This is a genomic window from Baekduia alba (assembly GCF_028416635.1).
In the GTDB taxonomy this organism is placed as follows: Bacteria; Actinomycetota; Thermoleophilia; order Solirubrobacterales; family Solirubrobacteraceae; genus Baekduia; species Baekduia alba.
The window spans coordinates 5,549,394-5,570,519 of record NZ_CP114013.1 but is presented as its reverse complement, the minus strand read 5'-3'; the positions used below and the strand labels follow the sequence as shown (position 1 = coordinate 5,570,519).

22 protein-coding genes and 1 pseudogene are annotated in these 21,126 nt (G+C 73.9%); 13 read left to right on the top strand and 10 right to left on the bottom strand.

All coding sequences use genetic code 11. The features are described from left to right. The first annotated feature begins 38 nt into the window (after window positions 1-38). The 6 genes from DSM104299_RS27795 (at window position 39) to DSM104299_RS27770 (ending at window position 7,031) form a co-directional block, all read left to right on the top strand. Window positions 39-1,595, top strand: a complete 1,557-nt coding sequence (locus DSM104299_RS27795; protein WP_272474928.1) for an MFS transporter — start codon at window positions 39-41, stop codon at window positions 1,593-1,595. Next, complete coding sequence (locus DSM104299_RS27790) at window positions 1,596-2,474, top strand: alpha/beta fold hydrolase (RefSeq protein ID WP_272474927.1); 879 nt, start codon at window positions 1,596-1,598, stop codon at window positions 2,472-2,474. Further along, window positions 2,471-3,583: a hypothetical protein gene (locus tag DSM104299_RS27785; protein ID WP_272474926.1), complete on the top strand. Its 1,113-nt coding sequence runs from the start codon at window positions 2,471-2,473 to the stop codon at window positions 3,581-3,583. The genes DSM104299_RS27790 and DSM104299_RS27785 overlap by 4 nt, the downstream gene beginning before the upstream one ends. Window positions 3,584-3,670: 87 nt before the next feature. Continuing rightward, entirely contained in the window at window positions 3,671-4,672 is a 1,002-nt protein-coding gene (locus DSM104299_RS27780; RefSeq protein ID WP_272474925.1) for a L,D-transpeptidase, read from the top strand. A gap of 89 nt (window positions 4,673-4,761) precedes the next feature. Continuing rightward, on the top strand, window positions 4,762-6,216 hold the full coding sequence (locus DSM104299_RS27775) for an APC family permease (protein WP_272474924.1): 1,455 nt from the start codon (window positions 4,762-4,764) through the stop codon (window positions 6,214-6,216). Beyond that, window positions 6,213-7,031 carry a nitrilase-related carbon-nitrogen hydrolase gene (locus DSM104299_RS27770; RefSeq protein ID WP_272474923.1) on the top strand — a complete coding sequence of 273 codons (819 nt, stop codon included), beginning with the start codon at window positions 6,213-6,215 and terminating at the stop codon, window positions 7,029-7,031. Before DSM104299_RS27775 ends, DSM104299_RS27770 begins: the two co-directional genes overlap by 4 nt. Here the strand turns inward: DSM104299_RS27770 and DSM104299_RS27765 are convergent. Continuing rightward, window positions 7,028-7,954, bottom strand: coding sequence for a LysR family transcriptional regulator (locus DSM104299_RS27765; protein WP_272474922.1), 927 nt, complete (start codon window positions 7,952-7,954; stop codon window positions 7,028-7,030). The two genes, DSM104299_RS27770 and DSM104299_RS27765, sit on opposite strands and share 4 nt — an antisense overlap. A 70-nt stretch (window positions 7,955-8,024) precedes the next feature. On the opposite strand from DSM104299_RS27765, the gene hisD reads away from it, so the two are divergent. After that, a complete protein-coding gene (gene hisD / locus DSM104299_RS27760) occupies window positions 8,025-9,317 on the top strand; it encodes a histidinol dehydrogenase (protein WP_272474921.1) in 1,293 nt (430 codons plus the stop codon). On the opposite strand, the gene DSM104299_RS27755 is transcribed toward hisD, so the two are convergent. The 5 genes from DSM104299_RS27755 to DSM104299_RS27735 form a co-directional block, all read right to left on the bottom strand. Continuing rightward, window positions 9,314-10,312, bottom strand: coding sequence for a lysylphosphatidylglycerol synthase transmembrane domain-containing protein (locus DSM104299_RS27755; RefSeq protein ID WP_272474920.1), 999 nt, complete (start codon window positions 10,310-10,312; stop codon window positions 9,314-9,316). The genes hisD and DSM104299_RS27755 overlap by 4 nt on opposite strands. Before the next feature lie 64 nt (window positions 10,313-10,376). Beyond that, window positions 10,377-10,637, bottom strand: a complete 261-nt coding sequence (locus tag DSM104299_RS27750; RefSeq protein WP_272474919.1) for a hypothetical protein — start codon at window positions 10,635-10,637, stop codon at window positions 10,377-10,379. Between the two features lie 2 nt (window positions 10,638-10,639). Beyond that, entirely contained in the window at window positions 10,640-11,578 is a 939-nt protein-coding gene (locus DSM104299_RS27745; protein WP_272474918.1) for a DMT family transporter, read from the bottom strand. Window positions 11,579-11,761: 183 nt separating this feature from the next. Continuing rightward, complete coding sequence (locus DSM104299_RS27740) at window positions 11,762-12,364, bottom strand: LytR C-terminal domain-containing protein (RefSeq protein ID WP_272474917.1); 603 nt, start codon at window positions 12,362-12,364, stop codon at window positions 11,762-11,764. Then, window positions 12,361-12,927 (bottom strand): RNA polymerase sigma factor, encoded by a 567-nt coding sequence (locus DSM104299_RS27735; protein WP_272474916.1) that lies wholly within the window; start codon window positions 12,925-12,927, stop codon window positions 12,361-12,363. The genes DSM104299_RS27740 and DSM104299_RS27735 overlap by 4 nt, the downstream gene beginning before the upstream one ends. A 73-nt stretch (window positions 12,928-13,000) precedes the next feature. On the opposite strand from DSM104299_RS27735, the gene DSM104299_RS27730 reads away from it, so the two are divergent. Beyond that, the gene (locus tag DSM104299_RS27730) at window positions 13,001-13,699 is read left to right on the top strand and encodes a winged helix-turn-helix domain-containing protein (RefSeq protein WP_272474915.1); all 699 of its coding nucleotides are present in this window, start codon (window positions 13,001-13,003) and stop codon (window positions 13,697-13,699) included. Window positions 13,700-13,705: 6 nt separating this feature from the next. Further along, window positions 13,706-14,569, top strand: a complete 864-nt coding sequence (locus DSM104299_RS27725; RefSeq protein WP_272474914.1) for a sterol desaturase family protein — start codon at window positions 13,706-13,708, stop codon at window positions 14,567-14,569. Window positions 14,570-14,575: 6 nt separating this feature from the next. Here the strand turns inward: DSM104299_RS27725 and DSM104299_RS27720 are convergent, their stop codons facing one another. After that, entirely contained in the window at window positions 14,576-15,454 is an 879-nt protein-coding gene (locus tag DSM104299_RS27720; RefSeq protein ID WP_272474913.1) for an NmrA family NAD(P)-binding protein, read from the bottom strand. 66 nt (window positions 15,455-15,520) lie between these two features. Here DSM104299_RS27720 and DSM104299_RS27715 point away from each other — a divergent pair, with 66 nt between their 5' ends. Together DSM104299_RS27715 and DSM104299_RS27710 are read left to right on the top strand one after the other, a co-directional pair. Next, on the top strand, window positions 15,521-15,916 hold the full coding sequence (locus tag DSM104299_RS27715) for a winged helix-turn-helix transcriptional regulator (protein ID WP_272474912.1): 396 nt from the start codon (window positions 15,521-15,523) through the stop codon (window positions 15,914-15,916). 93 nt (window positions 15,917-16,009) lie between these two features. Then, window positions 16,010-16,327: a hypothetical protein gene (locus DSM104299_RS27710; protein ID WP_272474911.1), complete on the top strand. Its 318-nt coding sequence runs from the start codon at window positions 16,010-16,012 to the stop codon at window positions 16,325-16,327. Between the two features lie 25 nt (window positions 16,328-16,352). On the opposite strand, the gene DSM104299_RS27705 is transcribed toward DSM104299_RS27710, so the two are convergent. The 3 genes and pseudogenes from DSM104299_RS27705 to DSM104299_RS27690 all read right to left on the bottom strand — a co-directional run bounded on the left by DSM104299_RS27705 (window position 16,353) and on the right by DSM104299_RS27690 (window position 18,763). Next, entirely contained in the window at window positions 16,353-17,525 is a 1,173-nt protein-coding gene (locus DSM104299_RS27705) for an AarF/ABC1/UbiB kinase family protein (RefSeq protein ID WP_272474910.1), read from the bottom strand. Window positions 17,526-17,615: 90 nt separating this feature from the next. Then, window positions 17,616-18,028: pseudogene (locus DSM104299_RS29490) on the bottom strand (MFS transporter); the annotation flags it as partial. Window positions 18,029-18,109: 81 nt separating this feature from the next. After that, entirely contained in the window at window positions 18,110-18,763 is a 654-nt protein-coding gene (locus DSM104299_RS27690; protein WP_272474907.1) for an SDR family oxidoreductase, read from the bottom strand. A 113-nt stretch (window positions 18,764-18,876) separates the two neighbouring features. Between DSM104299_RS27690 and DSM104299_RS27685 the strand changes: the two genes are divergently transcribed. Next, window positions 18,877-20,586, top strand: coding sequence for a helix-turn-helix domain-containing protein (locus DSM104299_RS27685; RefSeq protein ID WP_272474906.1), 1,710 nt, complete (start codon window positions 18,877-18,879; stop codon window positions 20,584-20,586). 60 nt (window positions 20,587-20,646) lie between these two features. Beyond that, the gene (locus tag DSM104299_RS27680; protein ID WP_272474905.1) at window positions 20,647-21,105 is read left to right on the top strand and encodes a helix-turn-helix transcriptional regulator; all 459 of its coding nucleotides are present in this window, start codon (window positions 20,647-20,649) and stop codon (window positions 21,103-21,105) included. Window positions 21,106-21,126 lie beyond the last annotated feature (21 nt).

Below are 21,126 nucleotides of genomic sequence, written 5' to 3'. Positions count from 1 at the left end.
GTTGCGGTGCGAACGTCCGGGTAGTTGACTCGGACATCATGAGCGTGCAGCCCGACTCCCCGCCCGACCCGCATCGCTGGTGGACGCTCGGCGCCGTCTGCGTCGCCACGTTCATGTTGTTGCTGGACGTGACGATCGTCAACGTCGCGCTGCCCGACATCCAGCGCGACCTCGACTCGTCCTTCCAGGACCTCCAGTGGGTCGTCGACGCGTACGCCTTGACGCTCGCCGCGTTCCTGCTGACGGCCGGCTCGCTCGCCGACCGCGTCGGGCGCAAGCGCGTCTTCGTCGCCGGCCTCGTGCTCTTCACGATCGCCTCGCTGCTCTGCGGGCTGAGCAAGAGCCCCACCACGCTGAACCTGGCGCGCGCGCTGCAGGGCGTCGGCGGCGCCGCGATGTTCGCCACCTCGCTCGCGCTCCTGGCCTCCGCCTTCACCGGCCGCGAGCGCGGCACCGCGCTGGGCATCTGGGGCGCGACGACCGGCGCCTCGGTCGCCGTGGGCCCGCTCGTCGGCGGCGTGCTGACCGAGCACGTCAGCTGGCAGTCGATCTTCTTCGTCAACCTCCCGATCGGCCTCGCCGCGATCGCCGTGACGCTGCGGCTGGTCACCGAGTCCCGGTCGCCGGACCCCGACCCGATCGACTGGGCCGGCCTGGTGACGTTCTCCACCGGCCTGTTCGCGCTCGTCTTCGCGCTCGTGCGCGGCAACAGCGAGGGCTGGAGCAGCGGTCAGATCGTCGGGCTGCTGGTCGCGGCCGCCGTCCTGCTGATCGCGTTCGTGGTGATCGAGTCGCGCCGGCGACGCCCGATGCTGGACCTGAGCCTCTTCCGCAAGCCCACCTTCGTCGGCGTCTCGATCGTCGCCTTCGCCCTGTCGGCCTCGATCTTCGCGATGTTCCTGTACTTGACGTTGTTCATGCAGAACATCCTCGGCTACAGCCCGCTGGAGGCCGGCCTGCGGTTCCTGCCGATCACCGTCGTGTCGTTCTTCTGCGCCGCGCTGTCGGGCAACCTCACCGAGCGCGTGCCCGTCCGCCTGCTGCTGGGCGCCGGCCTGGGCCTGATCGGCATCGGGTTGCTGCTGATGTCCGGGCTGGACGCCGACTCCGAGTGGACCGCGCTGCTGCCCGGCTTCCTGCTCGCCGGCGCCGGCGTCGGCCTCACCAACCCGGCCATCGCCTCGACCGCGGTCGGCGTCGTCGACCCGCGCCGCGCCGGCATGGCCAGCGGCGTGAACTCCACGTTCCGCCAGGTGGGGATCGCCACCGGGATCGCGGGCCTCGGCGCGATCTTCCAGTCGACGGTCAGCAGCAAGATCCTCGACGCCATGCGCGACAGCGGCGCGCAGCGCCCGCCCGGCGCCAAGCTCCCGCCGTCCGAGGCGCTGGCCCAGGGCGACCCGCGCGTGCTCGGCCCGCTGCACGACCAGTTCGTCACGGGCTGGACCTCGGCGCTGAACGAGATCCTCGTCATCGCCGGCGTCGTCGCGCTGGTCGGTGCCGTCCTCGCGCTGATCCTCGTGCGCAGCCAGGACTTCGTCGCGCACGGCGCGCCCGCGCCCGCGACCCCGCAGCCGGAGCCCGCCGCCCGCTAGATGCGCGAGCCGCTCGTCGAGCACGACCTCACGCTCGGGGGTGTCCGGACCCGCGCGCTGGAGCTGGAAGGCGACGGCCCGCCGCTGGTCCTGCTGCACGGCTTCGCCGACAGCGCGGACACGTGGCGCCGCGCGCTGGACCTCCTGGCCCGGCGCGGCCGCCGCGCGCTCGCGGTCGACCTCCCGGGCTACGGCCGGGCCGACCCGCTGGAGGTCGACGGCTCCGTGTTGGACCAGTACCGCGCGTTCGCCCGCGCTGCGGTCGTCTACGCCAGCGAGCAGAGCGCCGCCGGCGCCGACGTCGTCCTCGCCGGCAACTCGCTCGGCGGCGCCGTCGCGCTGCGCGTCGCCGAGGACGACGACCTGCCGCTGGCCGGGATCGTCCCCGTCGCGCCCGCGGGGCTCGACATGCCGCGCTGGTTCGCCCTGATCGAGCGCGACCCGTTCGTCCGCGGCCTGCTCGCCGCGCCCGTGCCGCTGCCGGCGCCGCTGGTCCGGACCGTCGTCGGGCAGGCCTACCGCACGCTCGCCTTCGCCAAGCCCCGCGCCGCGGCGGCCGAGGTGGTCGCCGCCTTCACCGAGCACCACCGCTCCCGCGCGGCCGTCGCGCAGATCCTCGCCAACGGGCGCCGCCTCCTGCCCGAGCTCACGCTGGAGAGCTTCCGCCTCGCCGACGTCACGGTCCCCGTCCTGCTGATCTGGGGCGATCGCGACCGCATGGTCGCCCACAGCGGCGCGCGCCACGTCATCGACGCGCTGCCCGACACGACCTACGTGCTGCTCGACGGCGTCGGGCACTGCCCGCAGGTCGAGGCGCCCGAGCGGTTCGTCGCAGCGCTCGAAGACTTCACGATGCGCCACACTCCCTCGTCGACGTGATCGCGCCGATCCCCACGCCCGACCAGGTCGCCCACGCGGCCGCCAACGCCTTCGACCTGTTCGTGCGGGGCGGCGTCGCCGACCTGCGCCGCACGCCGGCGACGGTCATCGACGAGGCGCCGCAGGGGACCGTCTACCGCTACTTGAGCGGCGAGGAGCGCACGCGCCACCTGCCGGTCCTGCTCGTCCCGCCGCTCGCCGCGCCGACGATCTGCTTCGACCTGCGCCGCGGCTGCTCGATGGCCGAGCATCTCCTAGGCCTTGGTCACCCGACCTACCTGGTGGACTACGGCAGCATCGCCTTCTCCGACCGCGACCTCGGCCTGGAGCACTGGGTCCAGGACGTCTTGCCGCGCGCGATTGCGCAGGTCAGCGCCGACGCCGGCGGCCAGCCCGTGCAGGTCGTCGGCTGGTGCCTGGGCGGGATCATGTCGCTGCTCGCGCTCGCCGCGCGGCCGGACCTGCCGGTCAACTCGATCGCCGCCGTCGCGAGCCCGTTCGACTTCGCGCAGCTGCGGCTGTTCGCGCCGATCCGCGGCGTGGCGAACATCACCAACGGCATCTTCGCCACCGCGGTCTACCGCGCACTCGGCGGCGCTCCGGCGCCGATCGTCAAGCGCGCGTTCCAGCTCTCGACGCTCGACAAGTACCTCACCAAGCCGGTCGCGATCGCCACCAACCTGCACGACCGCGACTTCCTGGCCCAGATCGAGGCCGTCGACCACTTCATCGACAACATGCACGCCTACCCCGGGCGGACCATGGGCCAGCTCTACCACCAGTTCTTCCGGGTCAACGACCTGGCCGACGGGCGGCTGGCGCTCGGCGACCACGACATCGACCTCGCCGACGTGCGCGTGCCGGTCCTCACGATCGCCGGCAAGGCCGACACGCTGGCGCCGCCCGCGGCGGTCCATCACGTCGCCCAGCTGCTCACCGGCGCGCCCGAGGTCCAGTGCAAGACCGGCTCGGGCGGGCACCTCGGCGTGCTCACCGGCCGCCGCGCGCAGGCGACGACGTGGCGCTGGATCGACGAGTTCTTCGCGCGCAACGAAGGTGCGGCGGAGCCGGCCAGCCCGCGCCGCCGCAGGCGCCGCGCGGCCGCGTAGGCGCGAGAACGAGCCTCTGGGCGAGTTCTTGCAGGGCGAACCGGCGCCCCCTGGGTGGCGGTTGGCCCCGCTACCCTGCGCGGCCTCATGTCGCGCGCTCGTGTCCTCTTCTTCCTGCTCGTCGCCCTGCTGGCGGCCGCCGTTCCCACCGTCGCCTCCGCCGCCAAGAAGCAGCAGAAGGACCCGACCAACGTCCCCGCCGGCGTCACCGCCGGAGGCGTCGACCTCTCGGGCCTGACGCTCGTCGACGCGCAGGCGCGGCTGGAGGGCGCGATCGGCCCGAAGGTCAACGCGGACCTGATCCTCGGCGCCGCCGGCAAGCCGTGGACCCTGAAGCCCGCGACCGACGCCAAGCTGACCTTCGACGCGCTGACGACCGCCAAGCGCGCGATCCGCGCCAAGGCGCCGGGCGACGTCGGGCTCAAGCTCTCGCACTCCAAGCTGTCGGTGCGCGCGTGGGTCGCCGGGGTCGCCGCGAAGGTCGCCAAGGCGCCGCGCAACGCGACCGTCAAGATCACGCTGACCCACATCTACCGCAAGCGCGCCGCGCACGGCCGGGCCCTGGATCAGAAGGCCGTCGCCGGCCAGATCGACGCCGCGCTGGACGACGGCGTCACCGCGCCGCGCACGCTGCACAGCAAGCTGCTGAAGACCTCGCCGAAGGTCAACATCAACGACCTGGCCAAGGTGTACGGGACGGTCGTCACGGTGGACAAGGCGCACTTCAAGCTGCGCCTGTTCAAGGGCCTGAAGTTCAAGAAGGCCTACGGCGTCGCCGTCGGCCAGCCGGCCTACCCGACGCCGTCCGGCCTGTTCCACATCGCCGACAAGCAGGTCGACCCGGTGTGGTCGGTGCCGAACTCGCCGTGGGCCGGCGAGCTGCAGGGCACGACGGTCGACGGCGGCTCCGCGGCCAACCCGCTGAAGGCCCGCTGGATGGGCATCATCAACGGCGTCGGCATCCACGGCACCGGCGAGGACTACTCGATCGGCTCCGCCGCGTCGCACGGCTGCATCCGCATGCACGTCGCCGACGTCAAGGACCTGTACCCGCGCGTCCCGGTCGGGGCGCCCGTGCTCATCAAGTAGCGGTCGAGGCGAGGTCAAAGCTGCGCCTTGATGTCCGATAGGAGATCAAGGCCTGGCGACCTCCCGCCGCCACGGCTAGCGTCGCCGGCATGTCTCAGACGACACCCGTCGCCGCGCCCGCGCCAGAGCCCTCGTCCGGCGGCCAGGGCATGCACACCGAGCTCAAGCTCGTCGACGCCGCCGCGTTCTCGGTCGGCCTGATCGGCCCGGTCGGCGCGATCGCGCTGCTCGGGACGGGCGCGGCCGGCATCATCGGCCGCGGCGTCACGCTGGCGTTCATCTTCGCGGTGATCGGCGTCGCGCTCGTGGCCTACGCGTTCGTCAAGCTCGCCCAGCACATCGCGCACACGGGCTCGGTCTACGCCCTCGTCGGCGTGACGCTCGGCCCGCGGGCCGGCTTCCTCGCCGGGTGGGCGCTGCTCGGCGCCTACGTCGCGATCGGCTGCGGCTCGACGATCGAGATCGGCTACTTCGGCGGCCAGTTCCTCGACGACGTCGGCATCCTGCACACGACCGAGTGGGTGTGGATCGCGCTGGCCGGGCTGGCCGGCGTCTGCGCCCTGGCCTTCAACGAGATCCGGCTCATCACGCGCTCGCTGCTGGCCTCCGAGGTGCTCGGCGCGATCCTCGTGACGATCCTCAGCGTCGTCATCTTCGCCAAGCTGATCTTCTCCCACGGCCCGCAGGGCCAGACGTTCAACATGCACTTCCTGCAGCTGCCGACCGGTGCGGACATCGGCACGATCGCCAGCGCGGCGGTCTACGGCTTCCTGGCCTTCGCGGGCTTCGAGGGCGCGGCGGCGCTGGGCGAGGAGACGGCGAGCCCGAAGACCGAGATCCCGCGCGCGATCAAGGTCGCGGTCGTGGTCGTCGGCGCGTTCTACCTGCTGACCGCCGCGTCGCAGTCGCTCGGCTACGGGACCGACGCGCACGGCGTCACGGCCTTCGTCGACGGCTCGCCGTTCAACGACCTCGGCCAGGGCTACATCGGCAAGGTGTACGCCGACGTCCTGGTCGGCATGGCGACGATCTCGCTGCTGGCGATCTCGCTCGGCACGGCCAGCGGCGCGGCGCGCATCCTGTACGCCTTGACCCGCGACGCGACCGGCGCGCACGGCGGGCTGGTCAAGCTCTCGCGCCACGGGCAGCCGGCGCGGGCGCTGGCGGTCGTGCTCGTGGTCATCGGCCTGGGCGTCGTCGGCCAGCGGATCGCGGGCTCGACGGTGCTCGACGCCACGTTCTACGCGCTGACGCTCGGCACCATCTCGTTGTTGGTGGCCTACGTCCTGGCGACCGCGGGTGCGGTCAAGTTCCTGTTCTTCAGTGGCGAGGCGCGCGCGCCGATGTGGCAGGTCGCGGTGCCGACGCTCGGCGGCGCGTTCGTGATCTACACCATCTACAAGAACGTGTTCAACGTCGAGGGCGCCTACCGGCACTTCGGCTGGCTCGTGCTGATCTGGCTCGTGATCGGCGGCGCGATCGTCGTGCTGGCGCCCGGGCTCGCCGGCCGGGTCCGGCGCGGGCTGGCAACATCGTCGGCATGACGCGCATCGCCGTTCAGCAGCTTGCGCCGACCATCGGCGACCTCGACGCCAACGCGGGGCTCGCGGTCGGGGCGATCCGCGAGGCGGCGGAGGCGGGCGCCGAGGTCGTCGTCCTGCCCGAGCTGCTGACGTCCGGGTACCTGTTCGCGGACGCCCAGGAGTGCGCGGCGGCGGCGATCGCGCCCGACCACGACATCCTGCGGGCGTGGGCGGCGGAGGCGGCGCGCGGCGGCCTCGTCGTGGTGGGCGGCTTCTGCGAGGCGGGTCCGGACGGCAAGACCTACAACAGCGCCGCGGTGATCGACCAGGCCGGCGAGCTGCGGGCCGTCTACCGCAAGCTGCACCTGTGGGACGGCGAGAAGCGCCTGTTCGCTCCGGGCGCCGGCGCGCCGCCGGTCGTCGAGACGCGGGCCGGGCGGGTGGGCGTGGTCATCTGCTACGACCTCGAGTTCCCGGAGCTGACGCGCGCCGTCGCGCTGGCCGGCGCGGACCTGCTCGCCGTCCCGACCAACTGGCCGCTCGTGCCGCGCCCCGACGGCGAGCGCCCGCCGGAGGCCGTCGTGGCCATGGGCACCGCTCGCGTCAACCGCATGGCGGTCGCGTGCGCGGACCGGCTCGGGACCGAGCGCGGCCTGGAGTGGACGGGCGGCTCGTCGATCGTCGGCGTCGACGGCTGGGTCGTCGCCGAGACGCACGCGGTCGGGATGGTCGTCGCCGACGTCGACCTCGCGGCGGCGCGCGACAAGCAGCTCACCGAGCTGGCGCACGCGTTCGGCGACCGCCGTCCCGAGATGTACAAGTCGGTCGCGGGCTAGCCCGCGAGCTTCGCCTTCAGCCGCGCCGCCACCGTCGCCGCCCAGTCGTCGACGAGGTTGACGAGCGCCAGCGTCCCGGGCGACAGCGCGACGCCGCGGCGCGTGATCAGCGCGAACGAGTCGTGGATCGGCTCGGTCAGGCCGACGGCGCTGACGTTGTCGGGGATCGGCGCGGTGCGGATGACCGCGCGCGCGGCGATCGTGTCGCCCAGGCCGAGGCTGACGAGCTGCAGCGCGGTCTCGATGTGCTCGACCTCCACCCGGGGCGTGAGCGCGACGCCGGCCTCCTGCGCGGCGGCCGCGAACTGCCGGCGCGTCGGGTCGTCGAAGCCGTGCGTGGCGTCGTAGAGGATCAGCGGCGCCGCGGCGAGCTTGGCGATCGACAGCCGGCGGCGCGTCCGCGCCGGGTCGGCGCTGAGCACGAGCACCTCGTCGCGGAACAGCGGGCGCACGTCGAGCTGGCGGTCGTCGACCGGCAGGACGACGAGGCCGGCCTCCAGCTCGCCGGCGCGCACCGCGGCGGCGACGTCGGACGAGTTCTGGCCCGGCAGCCGCAGGTGCGCGTCCGGGTCGACGGCGCAGAAGCGCGCGGCCAGGCCGGCGACGTCGTAGTACGGCGCGTTGCGGAAGACGCCCATCGTGACAACGCGGTCGCGCCGGACGGCGCCGCGCCGGCCGACCGAGGCCAGCGCGTCGTCGGCAGCCTCCGCCACGCGCTCGGCGTGGCCCTGGAACGCCCGGCCCGCGCTGGTCAGCGTCAGCCCGCGGCCGCCGCGCGCGAAGAGCGCGACGCCGAGCTCCCGTTCGAGTTGTCGCACTTGCTCGGAGACGGCGGGCTGGGTGCAGCGCAGCGCGCGGGCGGCGGCGTTGAACGAGCCCAGCGAGGCCGCGGTCCGGAAGTAGAGGAGCCGCTGGAGGGTCAAAGCGGGGCCTTGAAGAGGTGAAGGAAGTCCAAGTCTGGATTGTGGCTCGCGGGAAGCCTACTCTCAGCCGATGTCCGCTCCGCTGCTCTTGAAGTCCCCAACCGCGGAGGCCGCGTCCGGACCCGACGCGGCGGTCGCCGCGCGCGTGTCCGAGATGCTGCTGCGCATCGAGCGCGAGGGCGTCGACGCGCTGCGCGCGTACTCGCGCGAGCTGGACGACTGGGATCCGCCGTCCTTCGAGGTCACCGACGCCGACGTCGCGACGGCCACGGCGTCGCTGCCGGAGCCGCTGCGCGCGTCGATCGCGTTCGCACAGTCCCAGATCGGCGGCTTCGCCGAGCTGCAGCGCGCGACGCTCACCGACTTCGAGGCCGAGACGCTGCCCGGCGTCTTCCTCGGCCAGAAGCAGGTGCCGGTCGCGTCGGTCGGCGCCTACTGCCCGTCCGGTCGCGTGCCGATGCTGGCGTGCGCGTTCATGACGGTCCTGGTGCCCAAGGTCGCGGGCGTCGAGCAGGTCGTGGCGTGCACGCCGCCGCGCGGCGGCGCGGGCGTCCACGCGCCGACGCTGCACGCGATCGCGACGTCGGGCGCCGACCGGATCTTCGCGCTGGGCGGCGTCCAGGCCCTGGCGGCGATGGCCTTCGGGCTGCTGGACGGCGTCGAGCCGGTCGACGTGATCGTCGGCCCCGGCAACGCGTTCGTCGCCGAGGCCAAGCGTCAGCTGTTCGGCCGCGTCGGGATCGACCTGCTCGCCGGCCCGAGCGAGGTGGCCGTGATCGCCGACGAGACCGCCGACGCCGAGCTGGTCGCCGCCGACCTGCTGGCCCAGGCCGAGCACGGGCCGTCCTCGCCGGCGGTGCTGATCACGACGTCGGAGGCGTTCGGGCGCGCGGTGATCGAGGAAGTTGGCGCACAGCTCGACGCGCTCGCGGCCGCCGGCGCCGACGACACCTCGCGCCGCGCCTGGACCGACCACGGGACGGTGATGGTCGCGAGCGATCGCGAGCACGCCGTCGAGCTGAGCGACGCGGTCGCCACCGAGCACCTGGAGGTCCAGACCGTCGACGACGACTGGTACTTCGCGCGGCTGCGCAACTACGGGTCGATCTTCCTCGGCGGCCGCGCCACGGTCGCGTTCTCCGACAAGGCGATCGGGACCAACCACACGCTGCCGACCGGGCGCGCCGCGCGGTACACCGGCGGCCTGTCGGTCGCCAAGTTCCTCAAGACGCTCACCTACCAGCGGATCGACACCGACGACGGCGTCCGGGCCATCGCGCCGCACGTCGCCGAGATCGCGCGCGCGGACCTGATGCCGGCGCACGAGGCGACGGCGACCAAGCGCCTGGCGCGGTTGACCTAGGCCTTGCTCGGCTCCGCCGCCGCGGCGCGGTGGCGGTGGACGGCTTCGCGCGCGGCCCGGATCGCCGCGCGCGGCGACCACGTGCCCAGCTCGTAGCCGAGCGCGATCAGCCCGACGACCAGGCCGACGACCATCAGCAGCGCGCCGACGCCGAAGGTGAACGTCGTGATCGCGGCGATGTCGACGGCGTGGCCGGTCGTCTCGACGAAGCCGTAGCTCAGCATCGCGAGGCGCAGCCCGGCGCTCGCGGGCGCGAGCGGGATGATCCGGCCGCCGCCCTGGGCGGCCATCACGAGCGTGACGGTCGAGAGCGTTACCGGCAGGTGGAAGGCCTCCATGAACGCGGCGAGCGAGCCGAGGCGGATGAGGCGCCCGAGCGCCTGCCACGACGCGACGCCGAAGACGAAGCGGCGCGGCTCGTGGAGGATCCGCACGCCCTGGCGCAGGCGCGCGGTCAGGTCGGTGACCCGCTTGCGCAGCAGGCGCCACAGGCCGTAGCCCGCCACGCCGAGGACCACCACGCCGCCGGTCGAGAAGAACGGGTGCTCGATGATGAACGTGACGTCGAGGTGCGGCAGCTCGCCCGACGAGGTGGGGACCGGCAGGAAGCCGCGGGTCAGCGCCCAGATCACGAGGCCGATCCCGAAGAGCGTCTCGAACAGCGTCTCCGGGATGAACGTCGCCGCGAGCGTCGGGTAGCGGGCGTCGGGGATCCGCCGGTGCACCAGCCACAACTTGACGATGTCGCCGCCGCGCGCCGGGATGACGCCGTTCAGGCCCGCGCCCGCCAGGTAGGCCGCAGTCGTGTGGCGCGCCTTGAGGCCCGCGTCCGGATAGGCGGCCTTGATGATCGTGTGCCAGCCCCGCGGCCGCACGGCCTGGGCCAAGATGTACAGCACGATCCCGACGACGCAGAGCCATGGGTTCACGCTCGCCGCACGGTGGAGCAGGAGCTCCAGCGCGTGGTTGGCGGTACGGAAGACGTCGCTCAGCATGCCCACTCCGTGTTAACGACACGTCGTTCCCGGAAGTAGAGCGGTTCGGTCAGCCGCCTGCGCGTCAGGATCCCTGCCGCGGCGGCACATCGTCGGGCCAGTGCCCGTGGCGGGCGAAGTAGGCGCGCGCCTCGTCCTCCTCGACGCGGGCGCTGTCACCGCTGACGCCCATCCGGTGCAGCCAGTTGAGCAGCGCCACGCTGAGACCGGCGCCCCAGAGGGCGGCGGCCCCTTCGATCGAGGTCTCGTCGCCGCCGCGCACGATGATCAGCACGACGCCGGCGAGGAGGATCGCGACGGGGATCCAGATGCGGACGATGCTCATCATCAGGTCTCTCCCACCAGCGTAGTTGCCTTCGGCCGTCGGGCGGTCAGCACCAGTCCGGTGAGGATCGCCGCGACGCCGAGCAGCTGCAGCGCGCTCGGGCTCTCGGCGAAGATCAGCGCGCCCAGGATCACCGAGCCGATCGGCTGGATCGTGAGCAGGACCGACGTCAGCGCGGCGGGCAGGCGCGGCAGCGACGCGCTGATCAGCAGCCAGCCGAGCACCTGCGAGGTGATCGCCAGCGTGAAGAGCCAGCCGTGAGCGGGCCACGACGGGACGAGGTCGAGGTCGCCGACGACCGCGCCGATCGCCAGCGCGCCGAGGGCGGCGACGAACGTCGCGTCGAACAGCGGGCCGGCGGGGCGGCGCAGGTCCTGGCCGCCGGCGCGCAGGACGAGGATGAAGCCCGCGTAGCTGAGCCCGGTCGCGACGCCGAAGACGACGCCCTGGGCGGGGCTGTCGCCGTAGGCGCCGGACTCCAGCGCGCCGGAGATCAGGACGATGCCGCTCAGCATCAGCGGCAGCGTCGCCAGCACGCGCGCGCCGGGACGCTCCTCGAGGACGGCCCAGGCGATCAGCGGCACGAACGCGACCTGGAGGTTGCCGAGCACCGTGGCCAGGCCCGCGCCGACGTCGTCGATCGCGTGGTGCCAGCAGACGAGGTCGATGGCGAAGAAGATCCCCGCGATGGCCGCGAGCCGGCGATCCCGCGCCGGTCTCGGTCCGAGCCGGCGATCCTCGTGGCGGGCGAGCAGGAACAGGACCGGGACCGCGTAGGCGCACCGGAACACGGCGGCGGTCGAGGGCGAGACGCCGGCGAGGCGGACGAGGATCGAGCTGAACGCGATCGTCAAGGCGCCGAGGACCGCCATCGCACGCGGCCGCGCGACGAGCTGCTGGAGCCGCGTGGGCGGCGCGGTGGCCGTGGAGACCTGGGCCACCTGGGCAACCTATCTCGGTTGCCGTCTCGGCCCTCCGGTTGCCGCGCCCCGCGGGCGACGTCCTCCGCGGCATGCTCGCCGCCGCCGCGCCGCCCCTCGGTTGCCGCGCCCCGCTCGCCGCTGGCGGCACCACCGCGGTTGGCCGCAATCGGCCGCCTCAGCGCCCCGCCTCAGCGCCCCGCCTCAGCCCGAGTGCTGAGGCGACGTGTTCTGGTCGGCGCCGACCGTCACCACGACGGCCGCCGCGGCGCCGGCGATCGCCTTGGAGCCGGCGCTCTCGGGCTCGACCGCCGACGGTGCCACGTCGATGACCTCGGCGACGGCGTTGGCCTCGGCGCGGTGGCCCGGTGCGAACTCGACGAGGGTCGCGGAGCGGTCCTGGGTCGCGGCGTTGGTCACGTTGCCGATCTTGTGCTTGGCGTTGGTCAGGCGGTTGGCGACGCCGCGAGCCAGGCCGGGGACGGTCGTGCCGTTGAGGATCGCCACCGTGTAGGTGCCGGGCTCGGGCGTCGTGCGGCCGGTCGCCGGATCGATCGCGACGGTCTGCTCCTGGGTCTGCTCGGTGCGCGTCGTCGCCCCGGCCGGGCCGCCGCCGTCGCTGTCGGCGCCGTTGGTCGACGTGACCGCCGCCGCCAGGCCGCCGCCGGCGGCGAGCACGGCGACCAGGATGGTGGACAACAGCGCCGCGCGCCTGGCGCGGGCGCGGCGCAGGCGGGGCCGGCGTTCGGTGGTGGCGGTGACGAGCTGGCGCTCGAGGTCGGCGAAGAAGTCGTTGCGGTCGGTCATGACGAGGTCCTTCCGGCGAGGCGGGCACGGAGCGCGGAGAGGCCGCGCGAGACGCGTTTGCGCACGACGGCCTCCGAGATCCCGCCGGCGTCGGCCATCTCGGCGTAGTCGTGGTCGAGCAGGACGCGCAGCGCGATCGCGTCGCGCTGGTCGGTCGGGAGCGCGTTGAAGCCCTCCCTCAGCTCGACGCGCACGAGCTCGGCGGACGCCGCGGACTCGACCTGCTCCAGGCCGGCGTCGTCGAGCTGCACACGCTCGATCCCGAGCCGGCGGCGGGCGCGGTCCTCGACGGCGCCGCGGCGGCGCGCGTTGCTGACGCGATGGCGGGCGATGCCGAACAGCCAGGCGATCGGCTCGCCCCGGGTCGGGTCGAAGCGGTCGAGCGCCTCCAGCGCGGTGGCGAACGTCTCGGCGGTCAGGTCGGCGGCGTCCTGGGCCTCGTGCGTGCGCGCGAGGTGGAACGCGGCGACCCGCCGGACGTGCCTCCGGTAGAAGCCGCCGAACGCCTCACCCTCGCCGGCCAGGGCGGCCGCGAGCAGCTCGGTGTCGGATCGGGAGTCCATGAACCTTGTTGGCGCATCCTGCCGATCGTGTGACCGGTTGCGCGTCCGGCCTCGCATCTGGTACAACCAGTTCATGGCACTGGTTGGACCAGTTGGGACGACGCGGTCGGGCGAGATCCACGCCGCGCTGCGGCGCGCGATCCTCGACGGCACCTACGCGCCTGACGCCGCGCTGCCGTCGGAGCGTCAGCTCTCGGACGATCTCGGCGCCAGCCGGCACGCCGTGCGCGAGGCGCTCAAGCGCCTGCAGCAGGCCGGCCTGATCTCGATCTCGCAGGGCGGCGCGACGCGCGTGCGCGACTGGCGCCGCCACGGCGGCCTCGACCTCCTGCTCGCGCTCGGCACCGAGGCTGAGCTGCCGCCCGAGGAGCTCGGGCTGGTCGGCGCGATGTTCGAGATGCGCGCCTCGGTCGGCGCCGACGCCGCGCGCCTGGCCGCCCGGCGCGCGGGCCCGGCGGTCCGTGCCGAGCTCCAGGCGCGCGCCGCCGCGCTCGCCGCGACCGACGACCTCGTCGCCCGCACCGCGATCTACGACGTCCTGTGGGACGCGATCATCGACGCGTCCGGCAACCTCGCCTACCGGCTGGCGCTCAACACGCTCGTCGCCGGCCAGCGCGTGCTGTCGTTCGACGCGTCGGTCGTCGGCCCCGAGGTCGGCGACGCGCCCGCGGTGGCCGCGCTCGCCGGCGCCATCGCGCGCGCCGACGAGGACGCGGCGTTCGCTGCCGCCCGCGCGCTCCTGGTCCGCTCGATCCCCGACACCAAGGCCTAGGACATCGTGGCCGAGATCCTGTACTACGCGTTCCCCTACTTCATCCTGCTGCTCGTCGTCGAGTTCGCGTCCTTCCGGCACCTCGAGTCCGACGGGATGATCGGCTACGACGCGCAGGACTCGCGGACGTCGATCACGATGGGGATCGGCAACGTCATCATCAACGTCGGGTGGAAGTTCGCGGTCCTCGCCGCGTACGCCGTGCTCTACGAGCTCGCGCCGTGGCACCTGCCGACGGACGCGTGGTGGGTGTGGGTCGCGCTGTTCTTCGCCGACGACTTCTCCTACTACTGGTTCCACCGCGTGTCGCACGAGTCGCGCGTGTTCTGGGCCAGCCACGTCGTCCACCACTCCAGCCAGCACTACAACCTGAGCACCGCGCTGCGGCAGACGTGGGTGCCGATGACCTACGCGCCGTTCTGGTTGTGGATGCCCTTGGTCGGCTTCGCGCCGTGGATGGTGCTGCTCGCGCAGGCCTGGTCGCTGATCTACCAGTTCGGCATCCACACCGAGCGCGTCGGCCGGCTGGGCCGGCCGATCGAGGCGGTGCTCAACACGCCGTCGCACCACCGCGTCCACCACGGCTCCAACGAGCAGTACCTGGACAAGAACTACGGCGGCATCCTCGTCATCTGGGACCGCCTGTTCGGGACCTTCGCGCCGGAGCGCGAGCGCGTGAAGTATGGGCTGACCACCGACATCGACACGCACAACCCGGTCCGCGTCGCGTTCCACGAGTACATCGACCTGTGGCACGACGTCCGCCGGGCCACGTCGTGGCGGACGCGGGCCGGGCTGGCGCTCCACGGTCCGGGCTGGCGGCCCGAGGCCGAGCCGGAGCTGGAACTCGACTCGGCCACGCGCGGCTAGCTGCGATCAGGCGGTGACGCTGAGCGCGGGCGCGAGGACCTCGCGCGCGAACGCCGAGACCGGCCGGGCCGGGCGCCCGAGCAGGGTCGGGACCGCGTCGCTGACCTCGCGCGGGACGGTGACGACGAGGTCCCAGGCGCCGAGCGCGTCGACGATCATCCACTCGGGCGTCCCGGCTGCGCGGGCGCCGGCTGCCCAGGCGTCCTTGTCGGGGGTGACGGCGGTCACGTCCCGGCCCAGCGCGGCGCCAAGCTCGGCCGCCAGCTGCGCGGCGGTCAGGCGCTCACGACCCGTGAGGTGGAAGGCGCCCGCCGGCGCCTCGGGCGCGGTGAGCGCGTGCGTCGCCACATCGGCGATGTCGCGCGCGTCGACGTGCGCGAGCGGCGCCTCCGGCGGCGCGGTCTGGACCACGGTCCCGTCCGCCAGGGCGTCGAGCTGGAAGAGCAGGTTGTCCATGAAGTGCTCGGGCTGGAGGACCGTGGCCGTCAGCGGGGCGGCGGCGAGCGCCTCCTCGACGCGCGCGTGGCGCGCGAAGATCGGCACGTCGGCCGGGATCTTCGACACGGACAACTTGACCACGTGCTCGACGCCGGCGGCGACGGCGGCCTCGAGCGCGCCGAGCTCGAGGACGTCCTGGCCCTCGCTGTAGGGCGTGATCAGCAGCAGGCGGCCGCCGCCGGCCATGAGCGCGTCGAGCGCGGCGCGGTCGCCGACGTCGCCGCGGACGATGTCGGCGATCCCAACTGCGCGCAGCTGCGCTGCGGCCTGGTCGCTGCGCGCCAGCGCGCGGACTCCCGGGCGGTCGGCCAAGGCGGCGGCGACCTTGCCGCCGACGGTCCCGGTCGCGCCGACGAGGAGGATGGGATGGGTCGAGGAAGGGGTCATCGCGGTCACCTTAAGTGACCCAGTCACCGTCGGGAAGACGGCACCCAGAAGTGCTACGGTCACCTCATGGAAACCGTCCACGGCTGCGTCTACGACCCGAGCTGCCCGACGCGCGAGACGCTGGCGCGGATCGCCGACAAGTGGACGCTCCTGGTGGTCGGGTGCCTGGGCGACAACACGAAGCGCTTCTCGGAGCTGCGCCGCGGCATCCCCGGCATCTCGCAGAAGATGCTCACGCAGACGCTGCGCTCGCTGGAGCGCGACGGCCTTGCGACGCGGACGGTCTACCCGACGATCCCGCCGCGCGTCGAGTACGCGTTGACGCCGCTGGGCCGCTCCCTCGACGAGCCCCTCGCCGCCGTGCGCACCTGGGCCGAGGCGAACATCGCCGCGGTCCGCGACGCGCAGGACGCGTTCGACACGGCCGACGCCGCGCCCGTCGCACCGGTCGCCGTCGGCTGAAGCATCCAGGCTGGTCTGCCGAGCATGGCGTCACGATCTGACCGAGGCTGGGCGTTCGCGGGATCTCCGGAGGCCGAGGCCGTCGAGGACTGGATGCGACCTGGGCTCGGAGTCGATGGTGCACGACATGCCGCGCTGCTGCACCTGGTGCGGATGCGCCAGTCGAACGCGCGAGATGAGCAGGGTGCCTTCCGTGCGCTGAGTGAGATCCACGCTGAGGCGGTCGCATGGCGGGGCTTGTCGGAAGCCGAGACCCGGGAGCTGCTGAAGGGGCTCGCAGACCGGCAGCTGGTCGAGACCAGCGCATCTGACCCAGCCGTGTCGACCTGGCGGGCCACGCCGACCGCCGTGTCGGCGATCGACGCCGCGTACGCCGATCGCCATCCGATGATCGAAGACGCGTCCGGCTGAACCGCGGAGCTCCGGTCGCCGTCGGCTAAGCGAGCGTCAGCGCGCCCCAGTCCTCGCTCGCGCCGAGGTGTGCGAGGACGGCGGAGAGCTGGCCGACGCTGCGGGCGACCGCGAGGTCGTGCGGATGGGGCGTGAGCGTGTCGACGATGGTGAGGGCGGCCGGCAGGTGCGCGAGCGCGCGGTCGCCGATGGCCGCGAGCGCGGGGCCGTCGAGGCGCGTCTCCTCCTTGAGCACCTCGCCCAGCACGACGGCGACCAAGGTATAGGCCTTGAGTCCGTCCCTGGCCGGCAGCAGGCCGAGGCCGTCGCTGACCGCGGCGGCGAAGCCGTCCTGGTCGCCGGCGCGCCAGGCGACGAGCGTCGCCAGCCCGGCGGTGACGCGGTCGCGGTCGACGGGCCGCGCGCGACCGGTGCCGAGCAGGCCGACGCCGCCGCTCATGATGATGACGTGGCCCGGCCGCGGGTCGGTGAGGACGAGCCCGGCGCGAGCCGCGGTGACGTGGGCGGCGACGAGCGTCCGGGCCACGGCGCCGGGATCCTTCGGCTTCTTGATGTCGGCGAGCGGCTGGCCGGGGAGCAGCTCGCTGACCAGGACGGTCTCGCCGCTCAGCTCCAGGTCGGGCGCCGGCACGGTCAGGCCCTCGACGCCGCGCAGGAGCCGCCGCACCTGGCGCTGCGTCGAGGCCTCGTGCTCCAGGTCCAGCTCGTCCAGCGCGGTCTCGCGCACCTCGCGCAGGATCGCCCCGGCGTCCATGGCGCCGAAGACCTGGCGCAGCGGCGGGGCGAGGACGTCGAGCAAGGCAAGGTCATTGCGAACGGCGGCCGTCAGCCCGGGGCGCAGCACCTTGACCGCGACGGCGTCCCCGTCGCGCTCGCCGCGGTGGACCTGGGCGCTCGGCGTCACCGCCAGCGGCTCGGGCTCCAGGGCGTCGAGGACCTTGCCCGGCGGCCGGCCCCACGCGCTCTTGAGGAGCTTCTCGACGTCCTTGAACGCCAGCGGCCGGGCGGCTTCGGCGCGCGCGGCCTCCAGCGTCGCCGGCAGCTTGCGCAGCGCGCGCGGCACAGCGTCCTCGGAGACCAGCGCGGCGGCGCGGCCCATCCCGACGCGGCCCGACGACGAGCGCCGAACCAGCGCGCCGCCCGCTTCGAGCAGCGAGCGCAGCGCGGGCGGCAGGGCGGGCTTCTCGGGGGCGGCCATCGGCCGCGGACCCTACGGCACGCGCGAAGCGGCGGCCTCCCAGGCCGCCGCCTCCGTCCCAGCGCGGAGACCCGCGCCGCCCTCTCCCTCGTGGACGCCGAGCTGCAGCGGGAACGGCTCGAAGGCCAGCACCGTGAAGAACCCGAAGTTGTAGAACAGCGCGGTGGAGGCCACGGTGCGCAGCCCGCCGTGGGCGAGCGCCTTGACGGCTCGGCGAGCGAGGTCTTGCGCGCCGGGTTGGGCGAGTCCTTCAACAACACGAAGATCGCGATGACGCCGACGGCCATCAGCGCGGCGGTCCCGAAGAACGGCGCGCGCCAGGACAGCGCGCCGAGCTCGCCGCCGAGCAGCGGCCCGGAGGCGAGGCCGAGGCCGAGCGCGGCCTCGTAGACGATGATCGCCGACGCGACGCCGCCGGACGCGGCGCCCACGATCGCGCTCACGGCGGTCGCGGCGAACAGCGAGTTGCCCAGGCCCCAACCGCCGCGGAAGCCGACGAGCTGGCGACGTTGTCGCGCGGCGGTCGTCGGTCGCGCGCACGCGCGTGACGAGGCCGCGCGCCTCGAGGCGCTGGACGGCGACGGTCAGCCCTCGGCGAGCGCCGCGACGGCCTCCGCGATCGCGGTGTCGCCGCCGACGACGACGAACGTGGCGCCCGCCGTGCCCGGCGTGTCGAGCACCTCGGCCAGCACGGCCGCGACGTCGGCCCGCGGGATGTCGCCGGAGCTGGAGCCGACGGCGACGGCGACCGCGCCGGTGCCGGGCGCGTCGGTGAGGTGGCCAGGCCGGACGATGGTGTAGGCCAACCCGGACTCGGCGAGCTTCTGGTCCGCCTGGCCCTTGGCGCGCAGGTAGGTCCCGAACCCGCCGTCGTCCTCGGCCTCGGGGTCGGCGTCGGTCGAGGACACGATCACGTAGCGGCCGATCCCGTTGCGGCGGGCGACCTCCATGAGCTTGACGGCGCCCGCGTAGTCCAGCGTCCACTTGCGCTGCGGCCCGGAGCCCGGGCCGGCGCCGGCGGCGAAGACGATCGCGTCGGCGCTGCCGACCTTCGCGGCCAGCGCGTCGACGTCGGCCTCCTCGAGATCGGCGACGACCGGCGTCGCGCCTTGGGCCTCCAGGTCGGCCGCGTGGTCGGGGTTGCGGATCAGCCCTCGGACCGCGTGCCCCTCGTCGGCGAGCAGCCCCTCCAGCAGCAACGCGATCTGACCATGGCCTCCGGCGATGACGATGTCCATGGGGTTGAAGGTAGCCCAGCTGTGGCTCCACCACAGGGCGATGACCGACTCGGGCGATCTCGACCGCCGGGCCATGTGCGAACGGTCCATGCCGACCTAGGGTTCGGCGACGCATGCTCGTCACAGAAGACCGGACCGACGTCGCCCTCGAGCGGGACACCCTCCATCAGGTGATCGGGGTGGTCGCGCGGGGCCCGGACCCCGAGCGCATCCTGCCCGCGATCGTCGAGCTGCTGGTCGAGGCGACCGCGTGCGATGCGTGCTTCGTCTACCTCCGCGACGGCGACGTGCTGCGGATGCGCGCCGCCTCGCAGGGCCACGCGCACGCGGTCGGCCAGGTCGAGATCGGCATGGACGAGGGCCTGTGCGGCTGGGTCGCGCGGCACCGCACGCCGGCGTTCCTGCGCGAGGGCGCGCTCGACGACCCGCGCATGAAGCGCGTGGCGCTGCTCGACGAGGAGCGCGTCCAGTCGGTGGCCGCGGTCCCGCTCCTGGACTGCGACGGCCGCGAGGCGACCGGCGTCGTCGCCGTGCGCACCGAGGCGCCGCGCGAGCTCGACCCGGACGTCCTGGACCTCGTCGTCCGTGTCGCCGCGCTCGTCGCGGGGGCGATCGACACCGCGCGGCGCTTCGAGGAGACGCGGCGCCAGGTCGCCGCGCTGTCGGCGCTGTCGGACCTCAGCCAGGAGATCGCGACGGCCACCCGGCGCGAGGACCTCTACCGCGTCGCGTGCGCGGGCGTGCGCCGCCTGCTCGGCGCCGACGGCTGCCGGCTGCACCTCGTCGACGCCGGCGGCGGCCGCCTGGAGCCGGCCTACGCCAGCCCGCGCGACCCGCTGGGCGGCGTCCGGCCGCCGCGCAGCGCCGACGCGCTGCGCGCGGGCCCGGGCGAGCGCGTCCTCGTGGCCGCGCTCGCCGCCGCCGACGCCGACGTCGGGATGCTCGTCGCCGAGCGCGAGCGCCCGTTCGGCGCCGAGGACCAGCGGCTGCTCGACGCCGTGGGCCAGCACCTCGCCTCGGCGCTGCAGAAAGCCGACCTCATCGAGCGCCTGACCGAGGAGCACCTCGTCCGCGACCTGTTCGACGCGCTGGCCGAGGGCCGACCGCAGGCGGCGGAGTCGCGGGCGCGCGCCGCGGGCCACGACCTGGACCGACCGCATGTGGTTGCCGTGCTGGAGCCGCTCGCCGGGGAACCCGACGCGGCCTGGCACGAGGTCGCGGCCCGCACGGAGGCCCGCCTGCGGCGGGCGGTGCCCGGCGCGCTCTGCGATCCGGGCGAGGATCGCCTGCGGGCGCTGCTGCCGCTCGGCGGCTCGGCGGCCGACGCGCAGCAGGAGCTGGCGCGGCTGGACGCGGAGCTCGAACGGCTCACGGCCGAGGAGCGCCTGGCCGGTGGGCGCAGCGAGCCGCGCCGTGGGCTGAGCGGCGACGAGCGCGGATTGGCCGAGGCGACGTGCGCGGCGCAGGTCGCGAGGGCGACGGCGCCGGCCGGCGGCGCACGCGGCTACGGCGACCTCGGCGTCTACCGCTACCTCGCGCCGCTTCCGTCCGGGCACGCGCCCGACGAGCGTCACGCGGCCGCGATCGCGACGCTCGCCGCCTACGACGCCAAGCGTCGGACCGAGCTGCTGGGGACGCTGGAGCGCCACCTCGGCGACCGCGGCGCGCTGGCCGCGACCGCCCGCGCGCTGTACATCCACACCAACACGCTGCGCCAGCGCCTCGAACGCATCGAGACCCTCACCGGCCTCGACCTCGCCGACGAGGACCTGCTGTCGCTCGAGCTCGCGCTCAAGCTCGCGCGCCTGCACCGCCCGTCCTGAATCCGACGCGGGCCCGCCCACGACTTGCGCGGCGCCCCTCGCCGTTGTTCCATATGCGTGATGGCGGCCACGACGACGCCGGCGCCGCTCGCCCGGCACCTCCTCCGCGCGCGCGACGCGGCCGACGCCGAGTACGCGGATCCGTCGCTGGACGTCGCGACGCTGGCGCGGCGCGCGCACGCGTCGGTCGCGCACTTCAGCCGCACGTTCAAGGAGACGTTCGGCGAGACGCCGCACCAGTACCTGCAGACGCGGCGCATCGAGCGCGCGCAGGAGCTGCTGCGCCTCACCGAGCTCACGGTGTCGGAGATCTGCCTGGCCGTGGGCTACACGTCGCTGGGGTCGTTCAGCGCGACGTTCAAGCGCACGGTCGGGGTGGCGCCGTCGGTCTGGCGCGAGCAGGAGCGCGCGTACGCGCTGCGGGCCCGGATCCCGTCCTGCTTCCGGCGCGAGTGGCAGCGGCCGCGCGCGGTGCCGGACAGCAGGATTCGAGAAGCGGACGGACCGGAGGTGGGTTAGCTTCGGCCCATGCCCAATTAC